Below are 22,285 nucleotides of genomic sequence, written 5' to 3' on the forward strand. Positions count from 1 at the left end.
GATATTCAGTAAGTCATATAATCGTCAGAGAGTAATCAATAAGTAATGTTCATAGTATTGTTGGGTTTTTAAGAGTTAGGAATTGTTGTGTCTTTGCTTGAGCTTAGGGAAGTATCTTTTAAATATTTGAATCATAATAAGGATGATTCTTTAGACTCTGCAAAGGCACAAGATTCCACTTTTGCCTTGAACAATATAAGCCTTAGTATTGAAGCTGGCGAATTTGTTGGAATTATTGGACCATCTGGATCTGGTAAAACAACTCTTGCCTCTATTTTCTCTGGTGCTATTCCTCATCATTATTCTGGAGAACTTTCTGGAATCGTTAAGATTGCAGGTCAAGAAACTAAAAATCTTGCTTTAACTAATATAGCCTGCTTAATTGGATCAGTTATCCAAGATATTGATGCGCAAATGGTGGCTGCAAACGTAGAAGATGAGATTCTTTTTGGTCTAGAAAACTTTGGTGTTGCACACAATGAAATACCGAATCGAATCGATGAAGCTTTACAAATTGTTGGCATTAGTGATTTGCGCAACCGCGATTTAGACACTCTTTCTGGAGGTCAAAAGCAGAAAGTTGCGATTGCTGCTATTCTTGCGCTAAAACCTAAAGTTATGGTGTTAGATGAGCCTACGTGCGCTTTAGACCCTGTTTCTTCTAAAATGATTTTTTCGATTCTTAAAGATTTGAATAAGAATTTTGGAATAACGGTTGTTATAATTGAGCAGAAAGTGGCGCTTTTAAGCGAGTATTGCAAGCGTTTGGTTGTGCTTTCTAATGGCACTTTATCACTGGATTTGCCTGTTGGACAAGCGCTAAAAAATATGGATTTGCTTTATTCTATTGGAATAAATTATCCGCGCACTACACATTTGGTTAATGATTTACAGCGTGAGAGTGTTTGCTCTAAAAGCGATTTGCCTGTGTCTGTAGAAGATACAGTAAATACTATTGTTAATACGATTAATAGTGGAAATTCTTTAGTTTCACATGATGATTCACATAGTGAATGCGATGAAGATAAATGTGCGGCTGCTTTCGACTTTTCCAATGCATCGCAAAACTTAGCACAAAATTCTTCACCATGTCTTTCTTTGCAAAATGTTAGTTTTTCATATCCGAGTGGTGTTAGTGCTTTAGAAAACGTGTCTTTTGACGCTTATCCTGGGGAGCTTGTAACTCTTGTTGGAAGAAATGGTGCTGGAAAAACAACTGTTACTAAGATAATAAACGGTTTGCTTAAGCCAAATAGTGGAAGTATTTTTATTGATGGCAAAAATACTAGCAACATGAAAATAAGCCAAATTGCCCACTATGTTTCGACTCTTTTCCAGAATCCAGATCGTCAGCTTTGTAAAGATACTATTTTAGAAGAAGTAGCGTTTAGTTGTATTCTTTTAGGTGAGTCTGTTAAAGAAGCTAATGATCATGCTATGCAAGTGATTGAAAAGCTTAATTTAGATCCTAATGCTAGCCCTTTTATGCTTTCTAGAGGTCAGCGTCAGATGGTTGCTTTGGCTGCAACTGTTGTAACTAAACCTAAGATTCTTGTGTTAGATGAGCCTACTTGCGGACTGGATTACATGGAATGCTTGAGAATCATGCAAGTTGTAGAAGACCTTAGAGACCATGGTTGTTGCGTGATAATGGTTTGCCACGATATGGAAGTGGTTCTTGATTTTGCAACGCGTTTAATCGTAGTAAACGATGGACATATTCTTGAAGACGGAAGCATAAGCCATGTGTTTGAGAATAAGAGTATTTGCGATGAAGCTGCTTTATGTGCTCCTCTTTTGTGCGCTGTATCTCAGGGCTTAGTTAAAAATGGTTTTGCTAAGTGTAAAGGATTGTATAAGAGAGATATGTTGGTTAATGCTCTTAAAAAGAGCTGCAATTTGTAAAACAAATGGGTGATTTTTATGCAAACTAAGATTCTTACTTATAATGCTGGTTCAACTTTCTTGCACAAGGCAAATCCTATTGCAAAACTTATATTAGCTATAAGCGTTGTTGTGTCTGCTTTTATAGCTCAACAATTTAGCGTTCTTGTAACTATTGCAGTATTGATTCTTGTTGCTATGGCTATGGCTGGGATTCTTAAAACTCTGTTTCCTCTTGTGCGCGCAATGCTTATTCTCGGCGTTGTAATGTTCTTTTTGCAAACGATTATTGCTCAGGGTGGAAATTATATGTTCTTGTGGTTTACATCAAGAGGAATTTCTGTTGCTGCAAGAGCATCTTTGAGACTATTCTGTTTTGCTTTGCCTCTTGTTAGCGTTCTTAGCATTACAAAATTGAACGATTTAGCTAATGCTGTTGTTCAATATCTACATATTCCTTACTGTTATGTTTTTACTATTACTACAGCTGTGCGTTTTGTTCCTATTTTTGCGTACGAAATGTCTCAGATTACGGAAGCTCAAATGGCAAGAGGAGTTGAGTTCGATACTAAGAATCCTTTTAAAAAGATTAAGCTGATGATGCCTTTGATTGTGCCTCTTTTGGTTTTGTCTGTTCGTAAAGCCGATAGTTGTGCTTTGGCTGCGGAAGAACGTGGATTCTATTTGCGCACTCGTAAGTCATCTTATAAAAAGTACACTTTTGGATGGCGTGGGCTTGTTCTTATTGTAATATCTGCGATTATGATTGCTTTGCCTATAGTTGTGTCTATATTAGCTCCACAAATTATTTAAAATAGTTTAAACTAATCTAGAATAAGTTAAAAAATTCTAGAATCTAGGCGATTTTTGATGAATAATTTAAAGGTTTGGCTTAAAGGTGCAAGACTTTATACTCTTCCAATCGGAATAGTGCCAGTTATTATGGCGATTTCGATTTTTGCAAGATATTTATTCAGTGGTCAAATACTTGTAAAACCTTATAATATTGAAAATTTTGTTATTCAATCACTATTGTGTATAGGTGTTGCTGCTTTTATGCAGATTTCAGTGAACTATGCGAATGATTATTGTGATGGTTTGCGCGGATTAGATGATCAAAGATCTAATAGAGATTTAGGCGATAAAACATTGTGTGATGTGTCTTGGAGACTTGCAGACGCTGGTATTAAACCAAAATCAGTTTTGTATGCTGTTTGCATATCTGCCTTAGTATCATGTGTTTTTGGGTTAATCATTACTGTTAGAAGTGGAATTTGGATATTTATTCTTCTTGGACTAGTTTGTCTTATGGGAGCGTGGTTTTATGCGGGAGGATCGCATCCTTACGGTTACCGTGGTTGGGGAGAATTTAGTGCGTTTTTGTTCTTTGGACCTGTTGCTTTTCTAGGAACATTGTGTGCTCTTAGTTTTGGAAGTGGTTTTCCTAAAGAATCAATAACAACGGCAAGCGTTCCACAAATTGTGTTTTGTGTGTTATTGTCCATCATTCCAGGCGGGTTCTCTGCTTGTCTTATGATGATTAACAATTTAAGGGATATAGAAAGTGATACAAAACACGCAAAATTTACAGCAATGTCAATTGTTGGGGAGAATATAGGGCGAATTATATTCGTTTCTGTTGTAATTATGTTTACGCTTCTGCAGTGTGTTTATGTTTTTCTTAATATATTTTTTGCTAAGTTTATGACAATAATTTGGAATGTAGCCAGATTGAATAAAAATGCTTTCAGAATAAATTGCTTCTTGTTTAATCAGGGTGTGTTTATTGTTTGCTGCATTTTGTTATTATTGCTTACCTACATGTTTATTAAAAAAGCGTATTCGCTAGCATATGCGGTTATATGTGGGAATTATGCTAATGCTTTTCCAATATGCGTATCTTTAGCAATGCTTGGTGCTTTGACTTTTGTATTGTCAATATTTGCATGCTAGCTTTACCGCATTAAAAAGCGGTTTATAATGTATTTTATACATGCGTACTAGTAAAATCGTATGGCAACGCGCACGGTGTGCTTTTAGTGTTTGTGCAATGAATATGCATGATGCTGGTTCACGCAATGACCGCAAAGCTGGCGTGTATTAGAGTGTGCAAAATGTGTGTTGGTGGAATACATAGCGCTGTTGCCTTGTGTTTTAGGGTAAGGAAATGAGGTTGTAAAATGTCTGCTGTAACCAGCGATGAAGAGATGGGGAAGTCGCCAGTTGTGCTTACCGATGATGAGTTGCGAGATGCGGCTGAGTTGTCTACTCCTAAAAAAGACGATGATAACAGTGAAAGCAAAAAAGAAAATGCTGAAAAAACTGTTGTAGTTGCAGAAGACGAGGCAGTGAACCGTATGGATCTTGTAGCAATGTTGGAAGATAATGGCTACAAGGTTGTAGGACAAGCAGCTAATGGAGAAGAAGCGGTTAATCTTACTCGTCAATTCCATCCAGATGTTGTTTGCATGGACGTTAAGATGCCAGTAGTAGATGGTATTCAAGCGGCTGCCACTATTTGTGACGAGAATATTGCTCCAGTTGTTATGCTCACTGCTTTTTCTCAATCTGATTTAGTTAAGAGAGCTACTGGCGCTGGTGCTATGGCTTATGTTACAAAGCCGTATGAGGAGTCAAAACTTTTACCTGCTCTAGAAGTAGCTATGGGTAGGTTTAGTGAAATTAACGATTTATTAGATAGTGTTGAGCGTACTGAAAATAAGCTACAGGATGCGCAAGATCAGCTTCGTAAAGCAGAAGAGAAGCTTAGGAAGGCTGAAGATACTCTTGAAGAGCGTAAGCTTGTAGACAGGGCAAAAGGTTTGCTTATGGACAAGGCTGGATTCTCGGAACAGGGTGCTTTCCGCTGGATTCAAAAAACTTCTATGGATCAGCGTATTCCAAAGAAGCGTCTTGCTTTGGCTATTATTGCTAAGTATGGTGAAGAAAAACCATCTGCAGAAGCGTAAACAGTATTTCAAAGCATTATTTAAAAACAATATTTTGTAGTTGTTACAATTAATGGTTGTTACAGCTATGGTAAATAATTTCATAAAAAATTTATTTTACGAGAACGCAGGTGGGTAGTTAAGTGAATGCCAGCATCGTTGCAAACGAGGATTCTTTGAATAATGAGGATGAAAATGGAACGTTGTTGGTGGTAGATGGCCACTCACTTGCGTTTCGTGCTTTTTACGCAATATCTGCGGATAATTTTTCAACAAAATCTGGTTTTGCAACCAATGCAATATGGGGTTTTTCAACAATGCTTTCTCAGGTTATTGAAAAAGAAAAACCAGATAAGCTTGCTGTTGCTTTTGACGTTAAAGGCGGAACTTTTAGGAATAAACTTTTGCCGCAATATAAAGGAACTCGAGAAGCTGCACCAGAAGAGCTTCTAGCTCAACTTCCTGTTATACAAGAATTGCTCAATGCATTAGGTGTTAAATATATTACAAAACAGGGTTATGAAGGCGACGATATTATTGCAACCTTAGCCACAATGGGCGCTAAAGCTAAATATAAGACTCTTGTTCTTTCTGGAGATCGTGATGCGTTCCAACTTATTGATGAATATATAAATGTTTTGTATCCAGGCAGGCATTTTAAAGATTTAAAACAAATGGATACTGATGCGATTATTGAAAAATATAATGTTACGCCTAAGCAATATTCAGATTTAGCAGCGCTTAGAGGAGAAACTTCCGATAATATTCCAGGTGTTCCTGGCGTAGGCGATGGTTATGCAGCAAAGTGGATTAATCAATTCGGTGGATTAGAAGGCATTATAGAACACGCGGATCAGGTGACTGGCAAAAAAGGTGAGTCTTTGCGAGAAAGCATAGATCAGATTCGTCTGAATAAGAAAGTAAATACTCTTGTTAAAGATTTAGATCTTGGTGTTGGTATTAATGATCTTGAATTTGGAAATGTTGATGCCGCGTCAGTTGGCGAATTGTTTGAAAGACTCGAATTTGGTACTCGCAGTAGAAGGAAGATTTTAAAAGAATTTACGCGTGGAAGCAAAGAGCTTTTAGAAGAGAACATTAAGATGATGATTTCTGCTGGAAGCACTCATGTTGGCAGTGATGTTAGTTCTACAGAGTCTGATAATTCAGATGATTTAGAGGATTTCAAAACTATAGTAGATAAAATAAATATTCATAAAATTTATTCAGAATCTGATTTAGATAATTGGATTAATCTCGTTTCACCATGTATTGAGAAAAGTGAGTCAAAGGGATCGTCAGAATTAGTTAAAGAGAATACGGAATATAAATCTAAAGCAACCGTAGATTTGTTTGAATTACTTGATTCTCAAGAAAAACCTTCTTTAAATCTTATAAGAAATGATTTAGAGTGTGCAAAAACTATTAAAGATCACAAAGAACTAGTTATATATGCATTGCAAAAACCAAATAATAGCAGTCAGTTTGGTATTTATGCAGATGTGCTAGTAATGCTATCGCAAAATAATGCTGCAATTGTATATTCTGATGTTCTTAATGGGGGTTCTAGCGAAGATTGTAATAAAATCTGTCACAAGCTAAAAGATTTCATGAAAATGTATGAATCTTCAATTGTTTTGCATGACTACAAAAAACATATAGCTCTTCTTAAATCGCTGAAAATTGTAGATAATAATTACTCTTTTAATCCATTACTTGACACTCGTTTAGCATCTTATTTGATAGAACCAGATTTTCGCAATGAAAATATTGAAGATATGGCGGAACATGTTCTAAATATTCATGTAGAAAATGAAAAATCTAATGAAGAGCCTGCACAAGGAGAGCTTGATTTTGTTTTAGAAGATAGTGATAATCCTGAAGAGTTAAATCAAGAAGAGGATAAGCGTAAAAAGCAAGAAAAGCGTATTTTGGAAACTGCTGTAACAATAAGATTGTTGGCAAAGCAATATGCTATAAAACTAGATGAACGTAAACAAACAGGCTTAATGGTCGATGTCGAAATGCCTGTTTCTAGGGTTTTAAGAGGCATGGAAGATGCAGGTGCTGCCGTAGATATGAACAGGCTCGTATCTATGAGGGATAATTTTGCGGCAGAAGCTCAATTTGCCCAAAAAATGGCTTTGGATGTAGCAAACAAGCCGATAAATTTGCAAAGTCCTAAGCAGCTTCAACAATTGCTGTTTGAGGATATGGGTTTAAAGCCTACAAGAAGAACGAAAAGTGGATCTTATACTACTAATGCAGAAGCATTGCAAGAATTATATGCAAAAATTGATCCGGATGAAAAAGCTAGTCAATTCTTAGGGGCTTTGCTAAAACATCGTGAGACAAACAAGTTAAAGCAGATTGTACAGAGTCTTATTGATTCTGCAAGATATGAAGATGGCAGGATTCATACCACTTTTGAACAAACTATTGCAGCTACTGGGCGTTTAAGTTCTTCGGACCCAAATTTGCAAAATATACCGAATAGGAATGTGGTCGGTAGGGAAATTAGAGCTGCTTTTATTCCAGGAAATCAATACGATCAGCTTATGAGTTGTGATTATTCTCAAGTAGAGCTTAGAATTATGGCTCATGCTTCTGCAGATGAAACACTTATTAAAGCTTTTAAGTCTGGTGTTGATTTTCATAAGTTTGTAGCAAGCTTGGTTTATAAGATTCCAGTTGAACAAGTTAGCCCGGATCAAAGATCGCATGTTAAAGCAATGAGTTACGGATTGGCGTATGGGCTTAGTACTTATGGTTTAGCAAAACAGCTTTCTATTAGTCCTGCTGCTGCAGAAGTTCTTAAAGAAAAGTATTTCGATACTTTTGGTGGCGTGCATGACTATTTGGAGTCTTTAGTAGATAAAGCTAGAAAGCTTGGATATACTCAAACGATGTTTGGTCGTAGAAGGTATTTTCCTAAGCTAAATTCCACGAATAGAGCATCTCGTGAAGCTGCAGAGCGAGCAGCTTTAAATGCTCCTATTCAAGGAAGTGCTGCAGATATTATGAAGCTTGCAATGATTCAAGTAGATAAGGATTTGCGAGAAGCTAAAGTAAAAAGTCGTGTGATTTTGCAAATACACGATGAACTTGTTCTCGAAATAGCACATGGCGAAGCAGATATCGTAGAAAATATTGTTAAAGGCGCTATGGAACATACTGTTGAGTTAGACGTTCCGCTTAACGTGTCTACTGGATTGGGAGCTGACTGGCAGCTTGCTGCTCACTGATTTTATCTGTGAGAATTATTGTAAAGCCCGCTGTAGGTTTATTGTAAAGGTGTAGAATATGGCAACTTTAGTTGATGTTGTTAGGGTTTTAGAAGACTTGTATCCTCTAAATCTTGCTGAATCTTGGGATAATCCTGGACTAATTGTTGGAAATCCTATGGATAATGTGAATAAGATAGTTTGTTTATCTGATCCAACTTTAGAAGCTGTTGAAGAATCATGCAAAATGGGTGCTAATTTGATTGTTTCTCATCATCCTTTATTCTTTAGGTCAGTTCATGAAGTTTCTGGTTTTTCTGTTCGAGGAAAAATAGTTCAGACGCTTATTGAAAATCGTTGTGGATTGTGGGTTGGTCACACTAATGCGGACGCGGCTTTTAGGGGAGTGGCGGATGCTGCAGCTAATGCTTTTGGTCTTAAAGATTTGCATCCTCTTATTCCAGCAAGTAATCATGACCTTTCTCTTGGTCTTGGCAGAGTTGGAGTGCTTGAGCAAAAAATCACGCTTAAAGAGTTTGCTATGCGCGTTTTTAACGCTTTGCCTACTACTAATCTAGGCATTCAAGTGTGTGGAGATATTAATGCTATGGTTAGCAAAATAGCTGTTCTTCCAGGTTCAGGTGATTCTTTATTTGATGAAGTTCGCGCTTGCGGAGCAGATGTGTATGTAACAAGTGATTTAAGGCATCATCCTGCAACGGACGCGTACGAGCAGGCTGTGTATGAAGCGAAATTAGCAAACTCTAATATTATTAAGCCCATGCTTATAAACACTCCTCATAGTGCCATTGAGTCGTTGTGGTTTAAGTATGCTGTGCAAGATGTTCATGATTCTATATACAAGAATTTTGGTGAATCATTGGATATTTCTTGGATTGGTAGAGCTTTTGACCCTTGGAATTATGTGATTAATTAGAGTGATTGATCAGCGCGATTAGCGGATATGAATATGAAAAAACAGAAAAGTCTTGCTGATTTCTCAGCAAGACTTCATTCCGTGTCCGGAGCGGGACTTGAACCCGCACGCCTGTACAAATAGGCACTAGCACCTCAAGCTAGCGCGTCTACCATTCCGCCACCCGGACGGGTGTTTTAGACAACAGATAGAACTATAACATCTTTTTTAACTCTTTGCTTCGGCGTGTTGAAAATTAATCTATTTTTGTCATAATTTTGTTAATTTCATCCTTATTTTGATGATTAATAGGCTTGTTTGGGTCAAAATCGACAATTATTACTGGAATATTTTGTACTTCGCCGTTTGAATCCACTATAGAATGTTGTGGATTTTGATTGTTATTACGTTTTGGATAGTCCAATCTTGTGAATGCTCCACGAGATTCATGTCTTGCAAGTGATGCTTGCAGAACCGATTTTGCAAGCGTAATCATGTTTTGTAATTCCCAAATAGCGATTAGTTCTTGATTAAAAACAAGATTTTGTGAATGTAAAACAAGAATTTTAGCTTGCGGAATAATAATCGTATCGATTTTTTGCAAAGCATCTTTAAGGGTATTTTCACTGCACCTAACCGCTGCAGCATTTTCCATAATATTTTCTAGTTTTTCTAGTAGATTATATGGGTTTGTTGTGTTGCTAGATGTGCTTGTATTTTGAATAAGACCGATTATCTCTTGTACACGATTTTCTGATAATTTGTCTAGATTTTCAAAAGTATTAGAAGTGCTATTGTACACATTTCTTGATGTATCTACTATATGCTCTTCGTGTTTTTCCTGACTTTTCTCCTGACTTTGTTCTTTTAATTCTTTTGCAATAGACTTACCAGCTAGTTTTCCGAACAGGCATGCATCAAGAAGAGAGTTTCCGCCAAGGCGATTAGCTCCATGTACTCCCGAGCATGCGCATTCTCCTGCAGCATATAATCCGATTATTCTCTGTTTTTTATTATTAACTAGTTTATAAACTTGCCCGTTAAGCGATATGGGTATTCCCCCCATCGTGTAATGCGCTGTAGGTCTAATAGGTATAAGATCTTTTGATGGATCAAGATGAGCGTATTTTTCAATAGTTTCTACAACCTGTGGAAGAGCGCTCAGCATATGTTGCTTTTCTATATGAGTCATATCTAGCCATACGCAATCTTTTCTATCAATGTTGCTAGTAGTATCTTCAACGCCTCTTAAAGCATCTATCTCTGATACAATCGACCTGCTTACTACATCTCTTGGAGCTAAATCCGCATGCGTGTCGTCGTAGTTTTTCATAAATGCTTCATTCTTGCAATTCCTAAGAACTCCGCCTTCTCCTCGAGCTGCTTCCGAAAGCAATATTCCAGTATGAGCTAGACCGGTCGGATGGAATTGTATGAACTCTATGTCTTCTAGTTGCAATCCTGCGTTTAGTGCTAAAGACATTCCGTCCCCAGTTAAATCCCAGGAATTAGATGTTGTTGAAAATAGTCTTCCAGCTCCACCAGTTGCTATAAGAACATTTCTTGCACATATTTTTTCTACTTTTCCACTTTTTTCGTTTAGCGCGATTATGCCCTCTACGCTATTAGATTTGTGATTTATAGCAAGGTCTGTTACATAAATATCTTCTTCGATTTTAATATTTTCCTCTATGCATTTTTGCCATAGGCTGTATAGAATTTGGTGTCCAATTCTGTCTGCAGCGTACGCAGCTCGTCTAATTGGCTGCTGACCGAAGTCGGCAGTATGCCCACCAAAAAATCTTTGATTAATATGACCATCTTCTGTTCTAGAAAAGGCAACTCCAAAGTGTTCTAGTTCAATAACTGTATCTCTAGCTTCTTTTGCTAGCATTTTTGCTGCGTCTTGATCGCTTAACCAGTCTCCACCGTGAACGGTGTCGTAATAGTGCCATTGCCAGCAATCTTTTTCTATGTTTCCTAATGATGCTGCGATTCCACCTTCGGCAGAACCTGTATGAGACCTTAACGCTTGAAGCTTGCAAATCACTAATATTTTAGGCTGTTTTCCTTGAGATTTTAGCGTTTTATATTCTTCAGATTTCACTAATCCCAGTGCTGCAGAAAGTCCTGCTGCTCCTGCGCCGATAATCACAACATCGTATGATGATTGCTCTACTTGTATTTGCACAGTTTTTTCTTTAACTGTAGTAGTATTTTCTTTTTGCTGACTCAAGTTTGACTGCATAACATTTATTTTCTCATATTTTCTGCTTTTTATTTAAGATTTTTCCTATTTAAACTAAAAACACCATTTTGGTTTTTGACTATTCCATTTAATTCAAGAATTGCTATTTCTCCAGAAATCTTAGATATTGAAAAACCATTATTTGAGTTTGTATGAAGCATGATTGCGTGTATATTATCAATGTTTGCGCATATTTTTTTGCTCTTACACTCTTGAATTGCTTTCAATATAATTCTTTGAAAATCATTACACGTATTTGGAATAATATTGTTATTGCTTAAAGAGTGTGGCAAATAATGGTGGGAATTAGGATAGATACTATCTATATCATTTTGTGAACATATCATCATAGCTTTTCCATCGTGAATAAGCATATTGCATCCAGCATTACTCGGTGATGTTACATCTCCTGGAACAGAATAAATCTCGCGATTTAATCTATTCGCCCAGTTTGCTGTGTTTAAAGCTCCAGATCGTAATCGTGCTTGAGATACTATTACCTTGCTAGCAATAGCCGCAATAAGGCGATTTCTGAGTAAGAATCTACGTGCAACAGGAGTAGTGTCTGGGCATAGTTCACTAATACATGCTCCGCCGCTAGAAAGAATCGCATCAAAAAGTTGAGCATTGCTTGAAGGTCCCATTTTGTTCAAACCTCCAGCAAAAACAACAATTGTTTTGCCAACAGGATTAACATTTGCTACATGAGAGTCTAAAGCATCCAAGGTTCCCCAATGAGCTGCAGCGTCAATACCATAAGCTCCGCCAGAAATAACTGTGTGCCCCTTTTTAGCGCACGATTTAGCGAATGTAAAGCTAAGCTCGTATCCGTAGTCATTGCAACCTCTAGAGCCAACAATTGCAAGTGGCTGCTTACATTGAATAAGCGCGTTGGGATCTCCAATTCCCCACAAACACAATGGGGGAGCTACTTGGCATTGGGTTGCTAAATCTTGTAGCTGTTTTGGCCAATATTTACTTTTTGGTGAGATAATCCATTGCGTTCCGTTAGAACTAAACCATCTTTTAAGTTGATTTGAATCCCAAGAAGGCAATTGTTTTAGTCTTAAACACCATTTTTTAATGGATCTGTGTAATATATCAAAATTGTTAATAGCAATTTTATTGTCAGCATTATTGCTTCCCCATATTTTAAGACCTTTCAGAAAATATTCTTCTAAAACAGAAACTTTTGAGTGATTTTTTATAATGTTAAGAATTTTTCCATTATTTTCTAAATCATCTAAATTCGATTTAGTCTGGTTTTCTAAAGATCCGTCTATGTAAAAATCATCTTGACAGCAGCCATTTTGCAGATCTAATTCTAGCTGCTTGTTTTTTGTTTTACCAATAGATTCACTTATAGATTCGCAAATAAGGTGAAGTGCTTCCACAATACTGCCAGTGTTTACTGACCCTATTACAAGTGTGTACATTATTGCATCTGCGCCATCAATACAAAATGTGAGTATTGCGCGCGATAAAGTATCGTTATCTATTCTGTAAGTATTGTTGTTGCCATTTATGCTACTAATATTGTTCATATTCTGGTCCTTAAACTAATTGCCTGAGCCATGTCAGTTAAATCTGGAGAAGTGTGCCCATAAAGATCAGCTAAAGTCCATGCAAGCCTTAAAGCTCTATCTGCTCCGCGTAAACTCAACTTGTGGTTTTCAAGTGATTTATTAATCAACTCAATAGCGTATTTAGATGTGTATTTTCTAAGCCATGTTCCAGACGCTTGAGCGTTACAACTCCATCCGAGTTTTCTAAAACGATTTTGAGCAACCAGCCTTGCGTTTTTTACGTTTTCTCGCATCATTGCACTAGTTAGAATTTTTTCTGACATTTGACTAGATCCATGTTCTGATTGCGCTTTTGAAGTAATAATTTTTTCTACAGGTGGAACATCCATTTGAATATCAATCCTGTCTAGAATTGGTCCAGAAAGTCTAGAAAAATAACGTATTCGTTCCTTCTCTTTGCATGTGCATCGTTCGCCATTGCCATAGGCGTATCCGCATGGGCATGGATTTGCTGCGATAACAAGTTGAAATTTAGCAGGATATAGTGTTGTTCCTTTAGATCTCGAAACAGCTATATGACCAGATTCCAATGGTTCTCTAAGAGTTTGCAAAACTCTTGGTGAGAATTCTGGAGCTTCATCCATAAACAAAACTCCACAATGCGCACGAGTTATTATTCCAGGCTTGGCTAGACCTGCGCCTCCTCCTATAAGAGATGCTGCAGAAGATGTATGATGAGGTGCCTCAAAAGGCGGAACATCTGTTATTCCATAGTATGGTAGTGTTCCGCAAAGTGACCTAATAGATGCCACTTCAAGCTGTTCTTGCTCGTTTAGTGGACACATGATGCTTGGCATTCTAGATGCCAGCATAGTTTTACCAGATCCTGGAGGTCCAATCATCATAACGTGGTGTCCGCCAGCTGCAGCTACTTGCAATGCCCACTTTGTGTGTTCTTGCCCTAATACTTCCGACATATCACCGATTTCTCCTAGCGGATTGGCGCTTTTTATTGGATCAACATTATCCGTATTATTCATGTTTGAAGTCGTATTATCGTTAAGCGCTGATTTGAAATAGCGTCTTGTATTATCGATTTCTTTAATATGAAGATGATCATAAGGGTTAATTGCTTTTAATGCTCGTTCTCTGTTCTTTTCGGCAATCGGTCTAGCCTTGTTTTCTAATTTCCCGTTTAGTTCGTCTACCAAATCTAAAATGTGTTTAATCCCAATTACTTCAATTCCATTTATCAGCTTGGCTTCTGAAAGATTTTCGTAGGGAATAATCATTTTTGTAATATTTTTTTGCTTGGCATATAAACAAATTGGTAGCATGCCTTGAATTGGTAGAACTGACCCATCTAAGTTAAGTTCTCCTAAAATAATCGTATTTTCTAGCTCGTTAAGTGGAATAATTCCTCTAGCACTAAGTATGCTTGCTGCAATTGCAAGATCGTAAGATGCTCCACTTTTTGGCATAGACGCAGGTGAAAGATTCACTGTTAACCTTGTTTCTGGCCATTCGCAGCGTAAAGACGTATATGCTGATTTAACTCGTTCTCTCGCCTCGCTTAAAGAGGTGTCAGGAAGACCAATAATAGAGAATCCTGGCAATCCACTAGATATGAATGCCTGTAATTGTATTGTAAAGGCTTTCAAACCCAGTAATCCTACAGATAATGCGTTTCCAATAACCATTAGAATGCTCCTAAAATGTGACGTAGTTGAATATTTTTATCTTTTGAAATTAGTATTGACACAACGTCGAATCGTATTTTTCTATGTTTAAAAAAGTTATGCTCGTCTAACCACTTAAATCCAGCTTTATGTGTTTTTAAGCATTTTTCGTTTGTTACTGCTTCTAGTGGAGTTCCAAATCTTACGCTTCGTCTCGTTTTTACTTCTATGAATACAATTCTTCCAAACGGATCCATCATCACAACATCAAGCTCTCCAAAACGACTATGCCAATTTCTGTCTAATAGAATCCAATTTTTAAGAATTAGTTTTAGAGATGCATATTCTTCTCCAAGATTTCCTATTGTTTTATTAGGGATTGAAAAATCGCATAGTTCTACTTCAATTTCTGCTATGCGATTTAAAATTTCTTCTTTTAATCCCACGCCATCCGTGCAATATTCGTTTTGCTTATATGTCATATTGCTATTTCATCAACACTAAAAACGAATTACCAGATTTTTCAATCAATGTGGTTAAAGGATGTTCTTTGCGTGTTGCGTTGGTTTTAAAGGGGAATTAGCACATAAATACAATTCATATTTTTTTTTTATTATGCGTTAATTATGATTATTTTCAAATCTTTTTCATCTTTTATAAAGAATCGCCTACAGTATTAATGAAAACTATATAAATATATGCAATACTTGAATTATGCAAATTAGACCAGGTTCTATGTATCCGCTTGGTGCTACCTACGACGGTGCAGGCGTGAACTTCGCATTGTTCTCTGAGGTGGCAAAGCATGTTGAGCTATGCTTGTTCGATGAGCAAGACAATGAGACTCGCATCGATATGACTGAGCAGAATTCTTACGTTTGGCATACTTACATATCTGGAATACAGCCAGGGCAGAGATACGGTTATCGTGTTCATGGACCGTATGATCCAAATCATGGATTATGGTGTAATCCAAACAAACTTCTTTTGGACCCTTATGCAAAGGCAATAGAAGGCAATATTGACGGTGACGAAAGCCTATTTTCGTATTGGTTTGCTAATCCAGATGATTTAGCCGCAATGAACACTTTGGATTCTGCAGATCACACTATGAAAGCAGCTGTTATTAACCCATATTTTGATTGGGGTAACGACCAGCATCCAATGATTCCGTACCACGATAGCGTGATTTACGAGGCTCATGTCAGAGGAATGACGAATTTAAATCGTAATGTTCCTCCAGAAATTCGTGGAACATACGCAGGTTTAGCTCATCCAAGTGTAATATCTTACTTAAAAAAGCTTGGTATTACTGCTATTGAGCTTATGCCTATCCACCAGTTTGTAAATGATTCTTTCTTGCAAAATAAGGGATTAAGCAATTATTGGGGATATAACACCATCGGATTCTTTGCTCCTCAGAATTCGTACTCGAGTTCTGGACAACGCGGCGAGCAAGTTAACGAATTCAAGGCAATGGTTAAGGCGTACCATGCTGCAGGAATGGAAGTTATTCTAGACGTTGTTTACAATCATACCGCTGAAGGAAACGATAGAGGTCCAACCTTAAGTTTCCGCGGAATCGACAATCGCGCATACTATCGTCTTGTAGATAACGATCAGAGACATTACTTCGATACTACTGGTACTGGAAATTCGCTTCTTATGCGTTCTCCTAAAGCGTTGCGACTAATCACAGACAGCTTGCGCTATTGGGTAACTGAAATGCACGTAGACGGATTCCGATTTGACTTGGCAGCAACGCTTGCTCGTCAATTCCAAGAAGTAGATAAGCTTTCTGCATTCTTCGACATTATTGAACAGGATCCTATTATTTCTAGTGTAAAGCTTATTGCAGAGCCTTGGGATATTGGTGTTGGAGGATACCAAGTAGGTGGATTCCCTCCAAGCTGGTCCGAGTGGAACGGTCGCTACCGCGATTGCGTACGCGATTTTTGGCGCTCGCAGCCTTCGACTTTGCCTGAATTTGCAAGCCGACTTATGGGAAGCTCCGATTTATATGAGCAAAATGGACGTAAGCCTGTAGCTTCTGTAAACTTTATTACCGCTCACGATGGTTTTACTATGAACGATTTGGTGAGCTATAACGAAAAGCATAATGAAGCGAATAAAGAAGGCAATAACGACGGTGCTAACGATAATCGTTCGTGGAATTGTGGAGTAGAAGGTCCTACTAATATTCACGATGTTAACGAGCTTCGTCAACGTCAAATGCGAAACCTGTTCTCAACTTTGTTGATGAGCCAGGGCATTCCTATGATTTGCGCTGGTGACGAGATTATGCGTACTCAAAATGGAAACAACAACGCATATTGCCAAGATAATGCTATTTCTTGGATTAATTGGGATTTTGATTCCACACAAAAAGATATGTTTGATTTTGTTTCTAAGCTTATTCATTTAAGACTAGATCATCCTGTTCTTCACAGGCGTAGATTCTTTACTGGTAGAGAACCAGGGGATGATGTTTCAGAGATTCCACAAGTAGAATGGTTTGATCATACTGGTTCTGTTATGGATATGGAGGCATGGAGTAATACGCATGCTCTTTCGGTAATGATTTATTTGAATGGTTCAGATATTCCAGAAACCGATTGGTATGGAAGCAGGATGGTAGATAATGACTTCCTTCTTATTTTCAATGCGCATTATGAGCCTATAACATTTACTTTGCCAGATAAGAATTATGGTGAAAAGTGGACTCTTGTTGTGGACACTCATAATCCAAAAGGACCGCAATTGCATTATGAATCAGGATTCAATATTGTTGCTCAATCACGAAGTTTCCTTCTGCTTATGAGTGAAAATCAAGAAGAAAATAATCTCGCATAAAAATATTCATACTAAAACTAATTGAGGCTTAGATTATAAAAACTAGATTCTAAGCCTCAACTTTTTTATTGATTAACCTATATCATATTTAATATTGTTTTTAGAATGTTCATTTATTTTAATTTGCAAACGGTCGCTTTGCATTGCGGCGACCTGTCTTGAAAATACTATTATCCATCCTAAAAAGAGTAAACAAGATAATGCTTCTACGTTAGTTAATGTGTTATGACCATGTACCCATTGGTTTCCAACCCATGCGGTAAGGACTACTGCTAAATCTGAAGCTACGTAGAATGTTTTAGAAAGTCTAGGAGCAAGCCAAGGAAGGCAAATAAGCATAGTACAAATAAGACCAGTAACACCTCTTGCACATAAATCATGTATAACTGGGTGAGGAGTGTATCTAAATGTTCCTATGCCAATAAACGCAATTCCCCCCAAAATTAGTAATGTAGCCATAATGGTGGTTCTAGTTTTAAAGTGTTTTGTAATATTAGCGTCTTTATGTTGCAAAATTTCTTTCTGAGTGGCAACGAACTCTGTTATAGCAAAGTAGCTTGTAATAATAATGCATATTCCAGCTAAAATCAGCGTAGCATTAAACATGCTTGCAGCAAATGTTGTTTTATCTCCTAGTTGAGAGAAGTTATTGTTGTACCAATACGGGTCGTCGGATGTCAATCCAGCTGTTGCTGCACCAGAAATCACAAATAGTGGTAGCAGTGATGCAACGGTTTTCGCCTCTAAGAGTTCCGCTTGAACCAGAGTTGCGTATCCAACAATTCCACTTAAAGCACAACAAAGTACAGGAAGATAACTGTTTACTGCGCTTCTTCCAATAATGCTATTGATTATAGAAAGCAGAGCAAAAGACATAAGCAGCATTGTTGCGCCATAAATCGTAGATAATGCGATTATTTCAAAAGCATGTTTTGCAATTTGCAGCCAATTCTTTTTAAGTATTTCTTTGTGTGTTCTTAAATATCCGACTACAAAAGTACACATGCTGCAAATAGCCACTATTCCAGATGCTACCGTAAATAATCGTTGCGTAACTTGCCAAATCGCTGGCATAGTTTTCATGTATACAGACATTACGACTATGCTGAATATTGCACAAGCTAAAAAAGCTATTAATCCAGCCGCCTCTGCACGCTGAAAACGCCCCATGCTAACCTCTAAAATCTATCGCCTATTTTCAATGCTATTTATATTCTATCGCGCGTGTTGCAAATTTGCGTTTGTCTGCGATGTGCGCTATTGTAGTTGATTGTGCTTGGAGCTGGTAGTCAGCTTGGAAGCCTCGGGGTGTAGCGCAGTTTGGTAGCGCGCCTGCTTTGGGAGCAGGATGTCGCAGGTTCGAATCCTGTCACCCCGACTTTTTTGTATTTGCTTGTATTTGCTTGTTTTTGTGTAATTTTTAATCAAACTGTGTACGTAGTTGTGTACTTATATACTTATACAAAATTGCGTATTTGCATTTTCAACACTTACTATACAAAAAAGTACTCTATGTGTATTCTTGTAAAGGTGAGTTTTTGATGCATTATTTGCGTTGGATTCTTACATTGTGATTATAAATATTTGACTCGGGAGCCGTTTCTGGCTGAGAGGAAGCGAAAGCTTCGACCGATTGAACGTGTGCTAAGTAATGTTAGCAACGGATGTCGCTCTTTTCCCGTGCCCAAATCTTTCAATATTGAAGAAAGGCACTTATTATGACTAATGTTTCAATGGAACATTCTAATCGCTGGCGTATTCTTGATATCGTCATAGCTGCTATTATCGCTGTTGCATCTGGCGTATTATTCTGGGCTTGGGATATTGTGTGCGCAGCTCCTACTAATCTTTTTGCAAGCCTGTTGCCTGGTGCTGAAGGTTTATCTAATGGTTTTTGGCTTTTTGCTGGACCTTTAGCTGCAATAATCGTGCGTAAGCCTGGTGCTGCATTGTTTGCTGAAACTCTTGCTGCTTTTGTGGAACTTATGTTAGGAAATCAATGGGGTGTTGGCGGATCGTTAATCGTCGGCATTATTCAAGGTGTTGGCGCTGAACTTGCATTCATTTTCTTTATGTATAAAACATGGAATTTGCTTTCCACTGCAATATCTGGATCGTTAGCAGGCGTAGCTTGCTTTATTTATAATTGGGTTAGCGGCGGTCAAGGCTGGAGTACTCAGTATATTGTTGCAAATCTAGTTACTTCTATTATTTCTGGTTTTATTGTTGCAGGCGTTGTAGTGTGGTTTGTTCAAAAAGCATTAGCTGCAACGGGCGTGCTTGATCGTTTTGAATCAGGCCGTCCTCAAGCATTAGTGTGAGTTATATCTAAATACTCATTGCAGCTTGTAAACTATCGTGTTTTGTGTAAAAAGTACAAAACACGGTAGTTTACTCGTATGATGCTTATATTTCGTATTTGTTTTACTTTATATTTTTGAAATTGTGTTATGCAATTTTTATATTTTAGATTTTGCTATGCAATGAAAGTTTTGCTATGCAATGAAAGTTTGTTTGTATGCAATTTGTGAATAAAACTGAATGGACTCCAGCTAGCGTAGTTGCTAAAAACTGGGGTTGGAGACACGCTACTCGCAAAGATTTTGTGTTGAGGAATGTAAATATTGATATTAAGCCTGGTGAACATGTGTTGCTTTTAGGTGCTTCTGGCGCTGGGAAAAGCACATTTATGGCTGGTTTAGCAGGTGTTTTAGGCGATGAAACAGAAGGTATGGAAGAAGGTAGCCTTCTAATCGGTGGTGTTCATGCTAGAGATGCTCGCGGAAAAGTTGGACTTGTTATGCAAGATCCAGATTCACAAATCATTCTTGAAAGAGTAGGCGACGATGTAGCTTTTGGAAGTGAGAATCTTGGAGTTGATAGCGAAGAGACTTGGAATCGCGTAAAGCTTTCGCTAAAAGCTGTTGGTTTAGACAATATTACTCAAGGAAGTCAGGGTCTTAGACGCTCAACACAATCTTTATCTGGAGGCCAAAGGCAACGTCTTGCTTTAGCAGGAGTGCTTGCAATGCATCCTGGATTGCTGCTGTTGGATGAGCCTACAGCTAATCTTGATCCTGAAGGTGTTCAGCAAGTGCATGATGCTGTAGCGAATATTCTTAAAAAAACAGGTTCTACAATGATTGTAGTTGAACATCATATTGATGTGTGGCTGGATTTGATTGATAGAGTTATTGTTATTGGAAAAAACGAAAATAATAATGATTCAAATGTAGGATGCGTTATTGCAGACGGTAAACCTGAGGATGTTTTTGAAAAGTATGGCGATATGCTTGCAAAAGGTGGTGCTTGGGTTCCAGGAAGAACAGTTAAATCTTTTGCTCCTAAACATTGCGATGGCAGAATTAATGGCGAAATCGATGGCGAAATCAAAGATGCGAAAGAATCTGTTGCGCTCTATACTAATGATTGCTCTTTTGGAAGAACTCTGCCACTAGCGGAACATGTTAATATAGCTTTTCGTTTTGGCGAAGTAACGGCTTTAATGGGGCCTAATGGTGCTGGTAAAACCACGCTAGCGTTAACGCTTGCAGGATTATTAAAACCAATTGCTGGCAGTGTGTGCATGATGGAAAAGTATGTGCCAAAACGACGTAAAAATAATCTTTTTACTTGGAAAAGTCAAGAATTATTAGGGCGAGTTGGCATGGTGTTTCAGGAGCCAGAACATCAATTCATAACATCTTCTGTAAGAGATGAAGTTGCCGTAGGGCCTAAAAAGCAAGGAAAAAGCGAAAAGGAATTTTACGATATTGCCGATAGCATGCTTGAACGTATGGATTTGAAGCGTTTTGCTCTTGCTAATCCTTATACATTATCTGGAGGAGAAAAACGTAGACTTTCTGTAGCTACGCTTTTAGCTGCTGCTCCACGTGTCGTTATTATGGATGAGCCTACTTTTGGACAAGATTTTAAAACTTGGACAGCAATGGTAAAACTTATTGCGCAAATACGTGATAATGGCTCAGCGGTGATTGTTGTTACTCACGATGATGAGCTTGTAAAGTCTTTAGAGGCAAGAGTAATAAGAGTTGAGTACGAAAAAATCGTAGAGTCCGCTCATAACTATAGCGAAGGGAATGAGTAGAAGTGAATAAAACTAGTAGTGCAGAAGAATCGTCTAGTATTAAAGTTAAAGACTTTGAAAGTTTATTAAAAGTTTCGCATATTGATGTAACAGCGTCTTCTAAACGTTTAGAAAGTGAACGACTAGTTTCGCCTTCTTGGTTTATTCGTAAGCTTAATCCAATAAGTCGTTTTATTGGAGCGTTATTACTTTGCTTGCCTATGTTCGTTACATTAGATATTGTTTCTGCTTCTATTGCATTTGGTTTAGATATACTGTTATTTGCAATTGCTGGAGTAACTCCTTGGTATGTTTTACGCCATACTTGGCCAGTTTGGATTGCTGCTTCTGGTAGCTTTATATCTGTGCTTTTATATGGCCAAAGTTCTGGAGATGATATATTTAAGTTTGGCTGGATGCATATAAGCCAAGGATCATTGTATTTGGCAATTTGTACGTTTGTTCGTGTTGCATCTGTAGCAGTTCCAGGCGTTATATTAGCCATTGGATTAGATCCAACTGATTTAGCAGACGGCTTAGTGCAGATTTTGCATTTTTCTCCACGATTTGTGTACGGAGCATTAGCTGGATTGAGAATGTTTAGTCTATTGCAAAATGATTGGCGTGCTTTTGGTTTAGCTCGCAGGTCTCGTGGTATATCGGATGGTAAAGCGTTACAGCGCATGCTTTCGCAATCTTTTGGTTTGCTCGTGTTATCTATTCGCAGAGGTACGAAACTTGCTACAGCTATGGAAGCTAGGGCTTTTGGAAGTAGTATTAAACGTGTTCCAGCACGAAAATCGAAGTTAACAGCATACGATTGGATATTTTATGTAATTTGCATTGCTGTTCCTGCTATTGCTTTATATGCTTCAATACAAACAGGATATTGGCATAATGCGTTTATTCATATGTAAAGC

The 22,285-nt window shown here is 37.7% G+C and carries 15 protein-coding genes and 2 tRNA genes; 11 read left to right on the forward strand and 6 right to left on the reverse strand.

Annotation, left to right across the window (positions count from 1 at the left end; genetic code table 11):
• Positions 1-87: 87 nt before the first annotated feature.
• The 6 genes from HXT46_RS02095 (at position 88) to HXT46_RS02120 (ending at position 8,993) form a co-directional block, all read left to right on the forward strand.
• A complete protein-coding gene (locus HXT46_RS02095; protein ID WP_421786213.1) occupies positions 88-1,905 on the forward strand; it encodes an ABC transporter ATP-binding protein in 1,818 nt (605 codons plus the stop codon).
• Between the two features lie 18 nt (positions 1,906-1,923).
• Positions 1,924-2,697: an energy-coupling factor transporter transmembrane component T family protein gene (locus HXT46_RS02100; RefSeq protein WP_421786215.1), complete on the forward strand. Its 774-nt coding sequence runs from the start codon at positions 1,924-1,926 to the stop codon at positions 2,695-2,697.
• Between the two features lie 57 nt (positions 2,698-2,754).
• Positions 2,755-3,837 (forward strand): 1,4-dihydroxy-2-naphthoate octaprenyltransferase, encoded by a 1,083-nt coding sequence (gene menA, locus HXT46_RS02105; RefSeq protein WP_004115559.1) that lies wholly within the window; start codon positions 2,755-2,757, stop codon positions 3,835-3,837.
• 227 nt (positions 3,838-4,064) lie between these two features.
• Positions 4,065-4,853, forward strand: coding sequence for an ANTAR domain-containing response regulator (locus HXT46_RS02110; protein WP_004112506.1), 789 nt, complete (start codon positions 4,065-4,067; stop codon positions 4,851-4,853).
• Positions 4,854-4,975: 122 nt separating this feature from the next.
• Positions 4,976-8,077, forward strand: coding sequence for a DNA polymerase I (gene polA / locus HXT46_RS02115; RefSeq protein WP_421786217.1), 3,102 nt, complete (start codon positions 4,976-4,978; stop codon positions 8,075-8,077).
• 58 nt (positions 8,078-8,135) lie between these two features.
• The gene (locus HXT46_RS02120; RefSeq protein ID WP_101886377.1) at positions 8,136-8,993 is read left to right on the forward strand and encodes a Nif3-like dinuclear metal center hexameric protein; all 858 of its coding nucleotides are present in this window, start codon (positions 8,136-8,138) and stop codon (positions 8,991-8,993) included.
• Between the two features lie 82 nt (positions 8,994-9,075).
• Here the strand turns inward: HXT46_RS02120 and HXT46_RS02125 are convergent.
• The 5 genes from HXT46_RS02125 to HXT46_RS02145 form a co-directional block, all read right to left on the reverse strand.
• Positions 9,076-9,162 (reverse strand) — tRNA-Leu (locus HXT46_RS02125).
• 66 nt (positions 9,163-9,228) lie between these two features.
• Entirely contained in the window at positions 9,229-11,220 is a 1,992-nt protein-coding gene (locus HXT46_RS02130) for an FAD-binding protein (protein ID WP_415686172.1), read from the reverse strand.
• Positions 11,221-11,249: 29 nt separating this feature from the next.
• Complete coding sequence (gene dprA, locus HXT46_RS02135) at positions 11,250-12,764, reverse strand: DNA-processing protein DprA (protein ID WP_421786220.1); 1,515 nt, start codon at positions 12,762-12,764, stop codon at positions 11,250-11,252.
• Entirely contained in the window at positions 12,761-14,446 is a 1,686-nt protein-coding gene (locus HXT46_RS02140; protein WP_410311595.1) for a YifB family Mg chelatase-like AAA ATPase, read from the reverse strand. The genes dprA and HXT46_RS02140 overlap by 4 nt, the downstream gene beginning before the upstream one ends.
• Positions 14,446-14,907: a YraN family protein gene (locus HXT46_RS02145; RefSeq protein WP_004112513.1), complete on the reverse strand. Its 462-nt coding sequence runs from the start codon at positions 14,905-14,907 to the stop codon at positions 14,446-14,448. Before HXT46_RS02145 ends, HXT46_RS02140 begins: the two co-directional genes overlap by 1 nt.
• Positions 14,908-15,139: 232 nt before the next feature.
• Between HXT46_RS02145 and glgX the strand changes: the two genes are divergently transcribed.
• The gene (gene glgX, locus HXT46_RS02150; protein ID WP_004112514.1) at positions 15,140-17,278 is read left to right on the forward strand and encodes a glycogen debranching protein GlgX; all 2,139 of its coding nucleotides are present in this window, start codon (positions 15,140-15,142) and stop codon (positions 17,276-17,278) included.
• Between the two features lie 72 nt (positions 17,279-17,350).
• Here the strand turns inward: glgX and HXT46_RS02155 are convergent, their stop codons facing one another.
• Entirely contained in the window at positions 17,351-18,448 is a 1,098-nt protein-coding gene (locus tag HXT46_RS02155) for a hypothetical protein (RefSeq protein WP_004121854.1), read from the reverse strand.
• Between the two features lie 134 nt (positions 18,449-18,582).
• On the opposite strand from HXT46_RS02155, the gene HXT46_RS02160 reads away from it, so the two are divergent.
• From HXT46_RS02160 to HXT46_RS02175, 4 genes are all read left to right on the forward strand, one after another.
• A tRNA-Pro gene (locus tag HXT46_RS02160) sits at positions 18,583-18,656 on the forward strand.
• Positions 18,657-18,996: 340 nt separating this feature from the next.
• Positions 18,997-19,599, forward strand: a complete 603-nt coding sequence (locus HXT46_RS02165; RefSeq protein ID WP_014554685.1) for an ECF transporter S component — start codon at positions 18,997-18,999, stop codon at positions 19,597-19,599.
• A 197-nt stretch (positions 19,600-19,796) separates the two neighbouring features.
• Positions 19,797-21,386: an ABC transporter ATP-binding protein gene (locus tag HXT46_RS02170; protein ID WP_421786224.1), complete on the forward strand. Its 1,590-nt coding sequence runs from the start codon at positions 19,797-19,799 to the stop codon at positions 21,384-21,386.
• A gap of 2 nt (positions 21,387-21,388) precedes the next feature.
• Positions 21,389-22,282, forward strand: a complete 894-nt coding sequence (locus HXT46_RS02175; protein ID WP_004112518.1) for an energy-coupling factor transporter transmembrane component T family protein — start codon at positions 21,389-21,391, stop codon at positions 22,280-22,282.
• Positions 22,283-22,285: the final 3 nt, after the last annotated feature.

Origin of the sequence: Gardnerella sp. DNF01204 (assembly GCF_049244145.1) — a bacterium.
GTDB classification, from domain to species: domain Bacteria; phylum Actinomycetota; class Actinomycetes; order Actinomycetales; family Bifidobacteriaceae; genus Bifidobacterium; species Bifidobacterium vaginale.

Excerpts from the sequence above, each read along its gene's own strand:
- HXT46_RS02165 (WP_014554685.1), top strand. The coding sequence starts at position 18,997 with ATGACTAATGTTTCAATGGAACATTCTAATCGCTGGCGTATTCTTGAT.
- dprA (WP_421786220.1), bottom strand. The coding sequence starts at position 12,764 with ATGAACAATATTAGTAGCATAAATGGCAACAACAATACTTACAGAATA.
- glgX (WP_004112514.1), top strand. The coding sequence starts at position 15,140 with ATGCAAATTAGACCAGGTTCTATGTATCCGCTTGGTGCTACCTACGAC.
- HXT46_RS02100 (WP_421786215.1), top strand. The coding sequence starts at position 1,924 with ATGCAAACTAAGATTCTTACTTATAATGCTGGTTCAACTTTCTTGCAC.
- HXT46_RS02140 (WP_410311595.1), bottom strand. The coding sequence starts at position 14,446 with ATGGTTATTGGAAACGCATTATCTGTAGGATTACTGGGTTTGAAAGCC.
- HXT46_RS02130 (WP_415686172.1), bottom strand. The coding sequence starts at position 11,220 with ATGCAGTCAAACTTGAGTCAGCAAAAAGAAAATACTACTACAGTTAAA.
- HXT46_RS02170 (WP_421786224.1), top strand. The coding sequence starts at position 19,797 with ATGCAATTTGTGAATAAAACTGAATGGACTCCAGCTAGCGTAGTTGCT.
- HXT46_RS02110 (WP_004112506.1), top strand. The coding sequence starts at position 4,065 with ATGTCTGCTGTAACCAGCGATGAAGAGATGGGGAAGTCGCCAGTTGTG.
- HXT46_RS02145 (WP_004112513.1), bottom strand. The coding sequence starts at position 14,907 with ATGACATATAAGCAAAACGAATATTGCACGGATGGCGTGGGATTAAAA.
- HXT46_RS02155 (WP_004121854.1), bottom strand. The coding sequence starts at position 18,448 with ATGGGGCGTTTTCAGCGTGCAGAGGCGGCTGGATTAATAGCTTTTTTA.
- menA (WP_004115559.1), top strand. The coding sequence starts at position 2,755 with ATGAATAATTTAAAGGTTTGGCTTAAAGGTGCAAGACTTTATACTCTT.
- HXT46_RS02120 (WP_101886377.1), top strand. The coding sequence starts at position 8,136 with ATGGCAACTTTAGTTGATGTTGTTAGGGTTTTAGAAGACTTGTATCCT.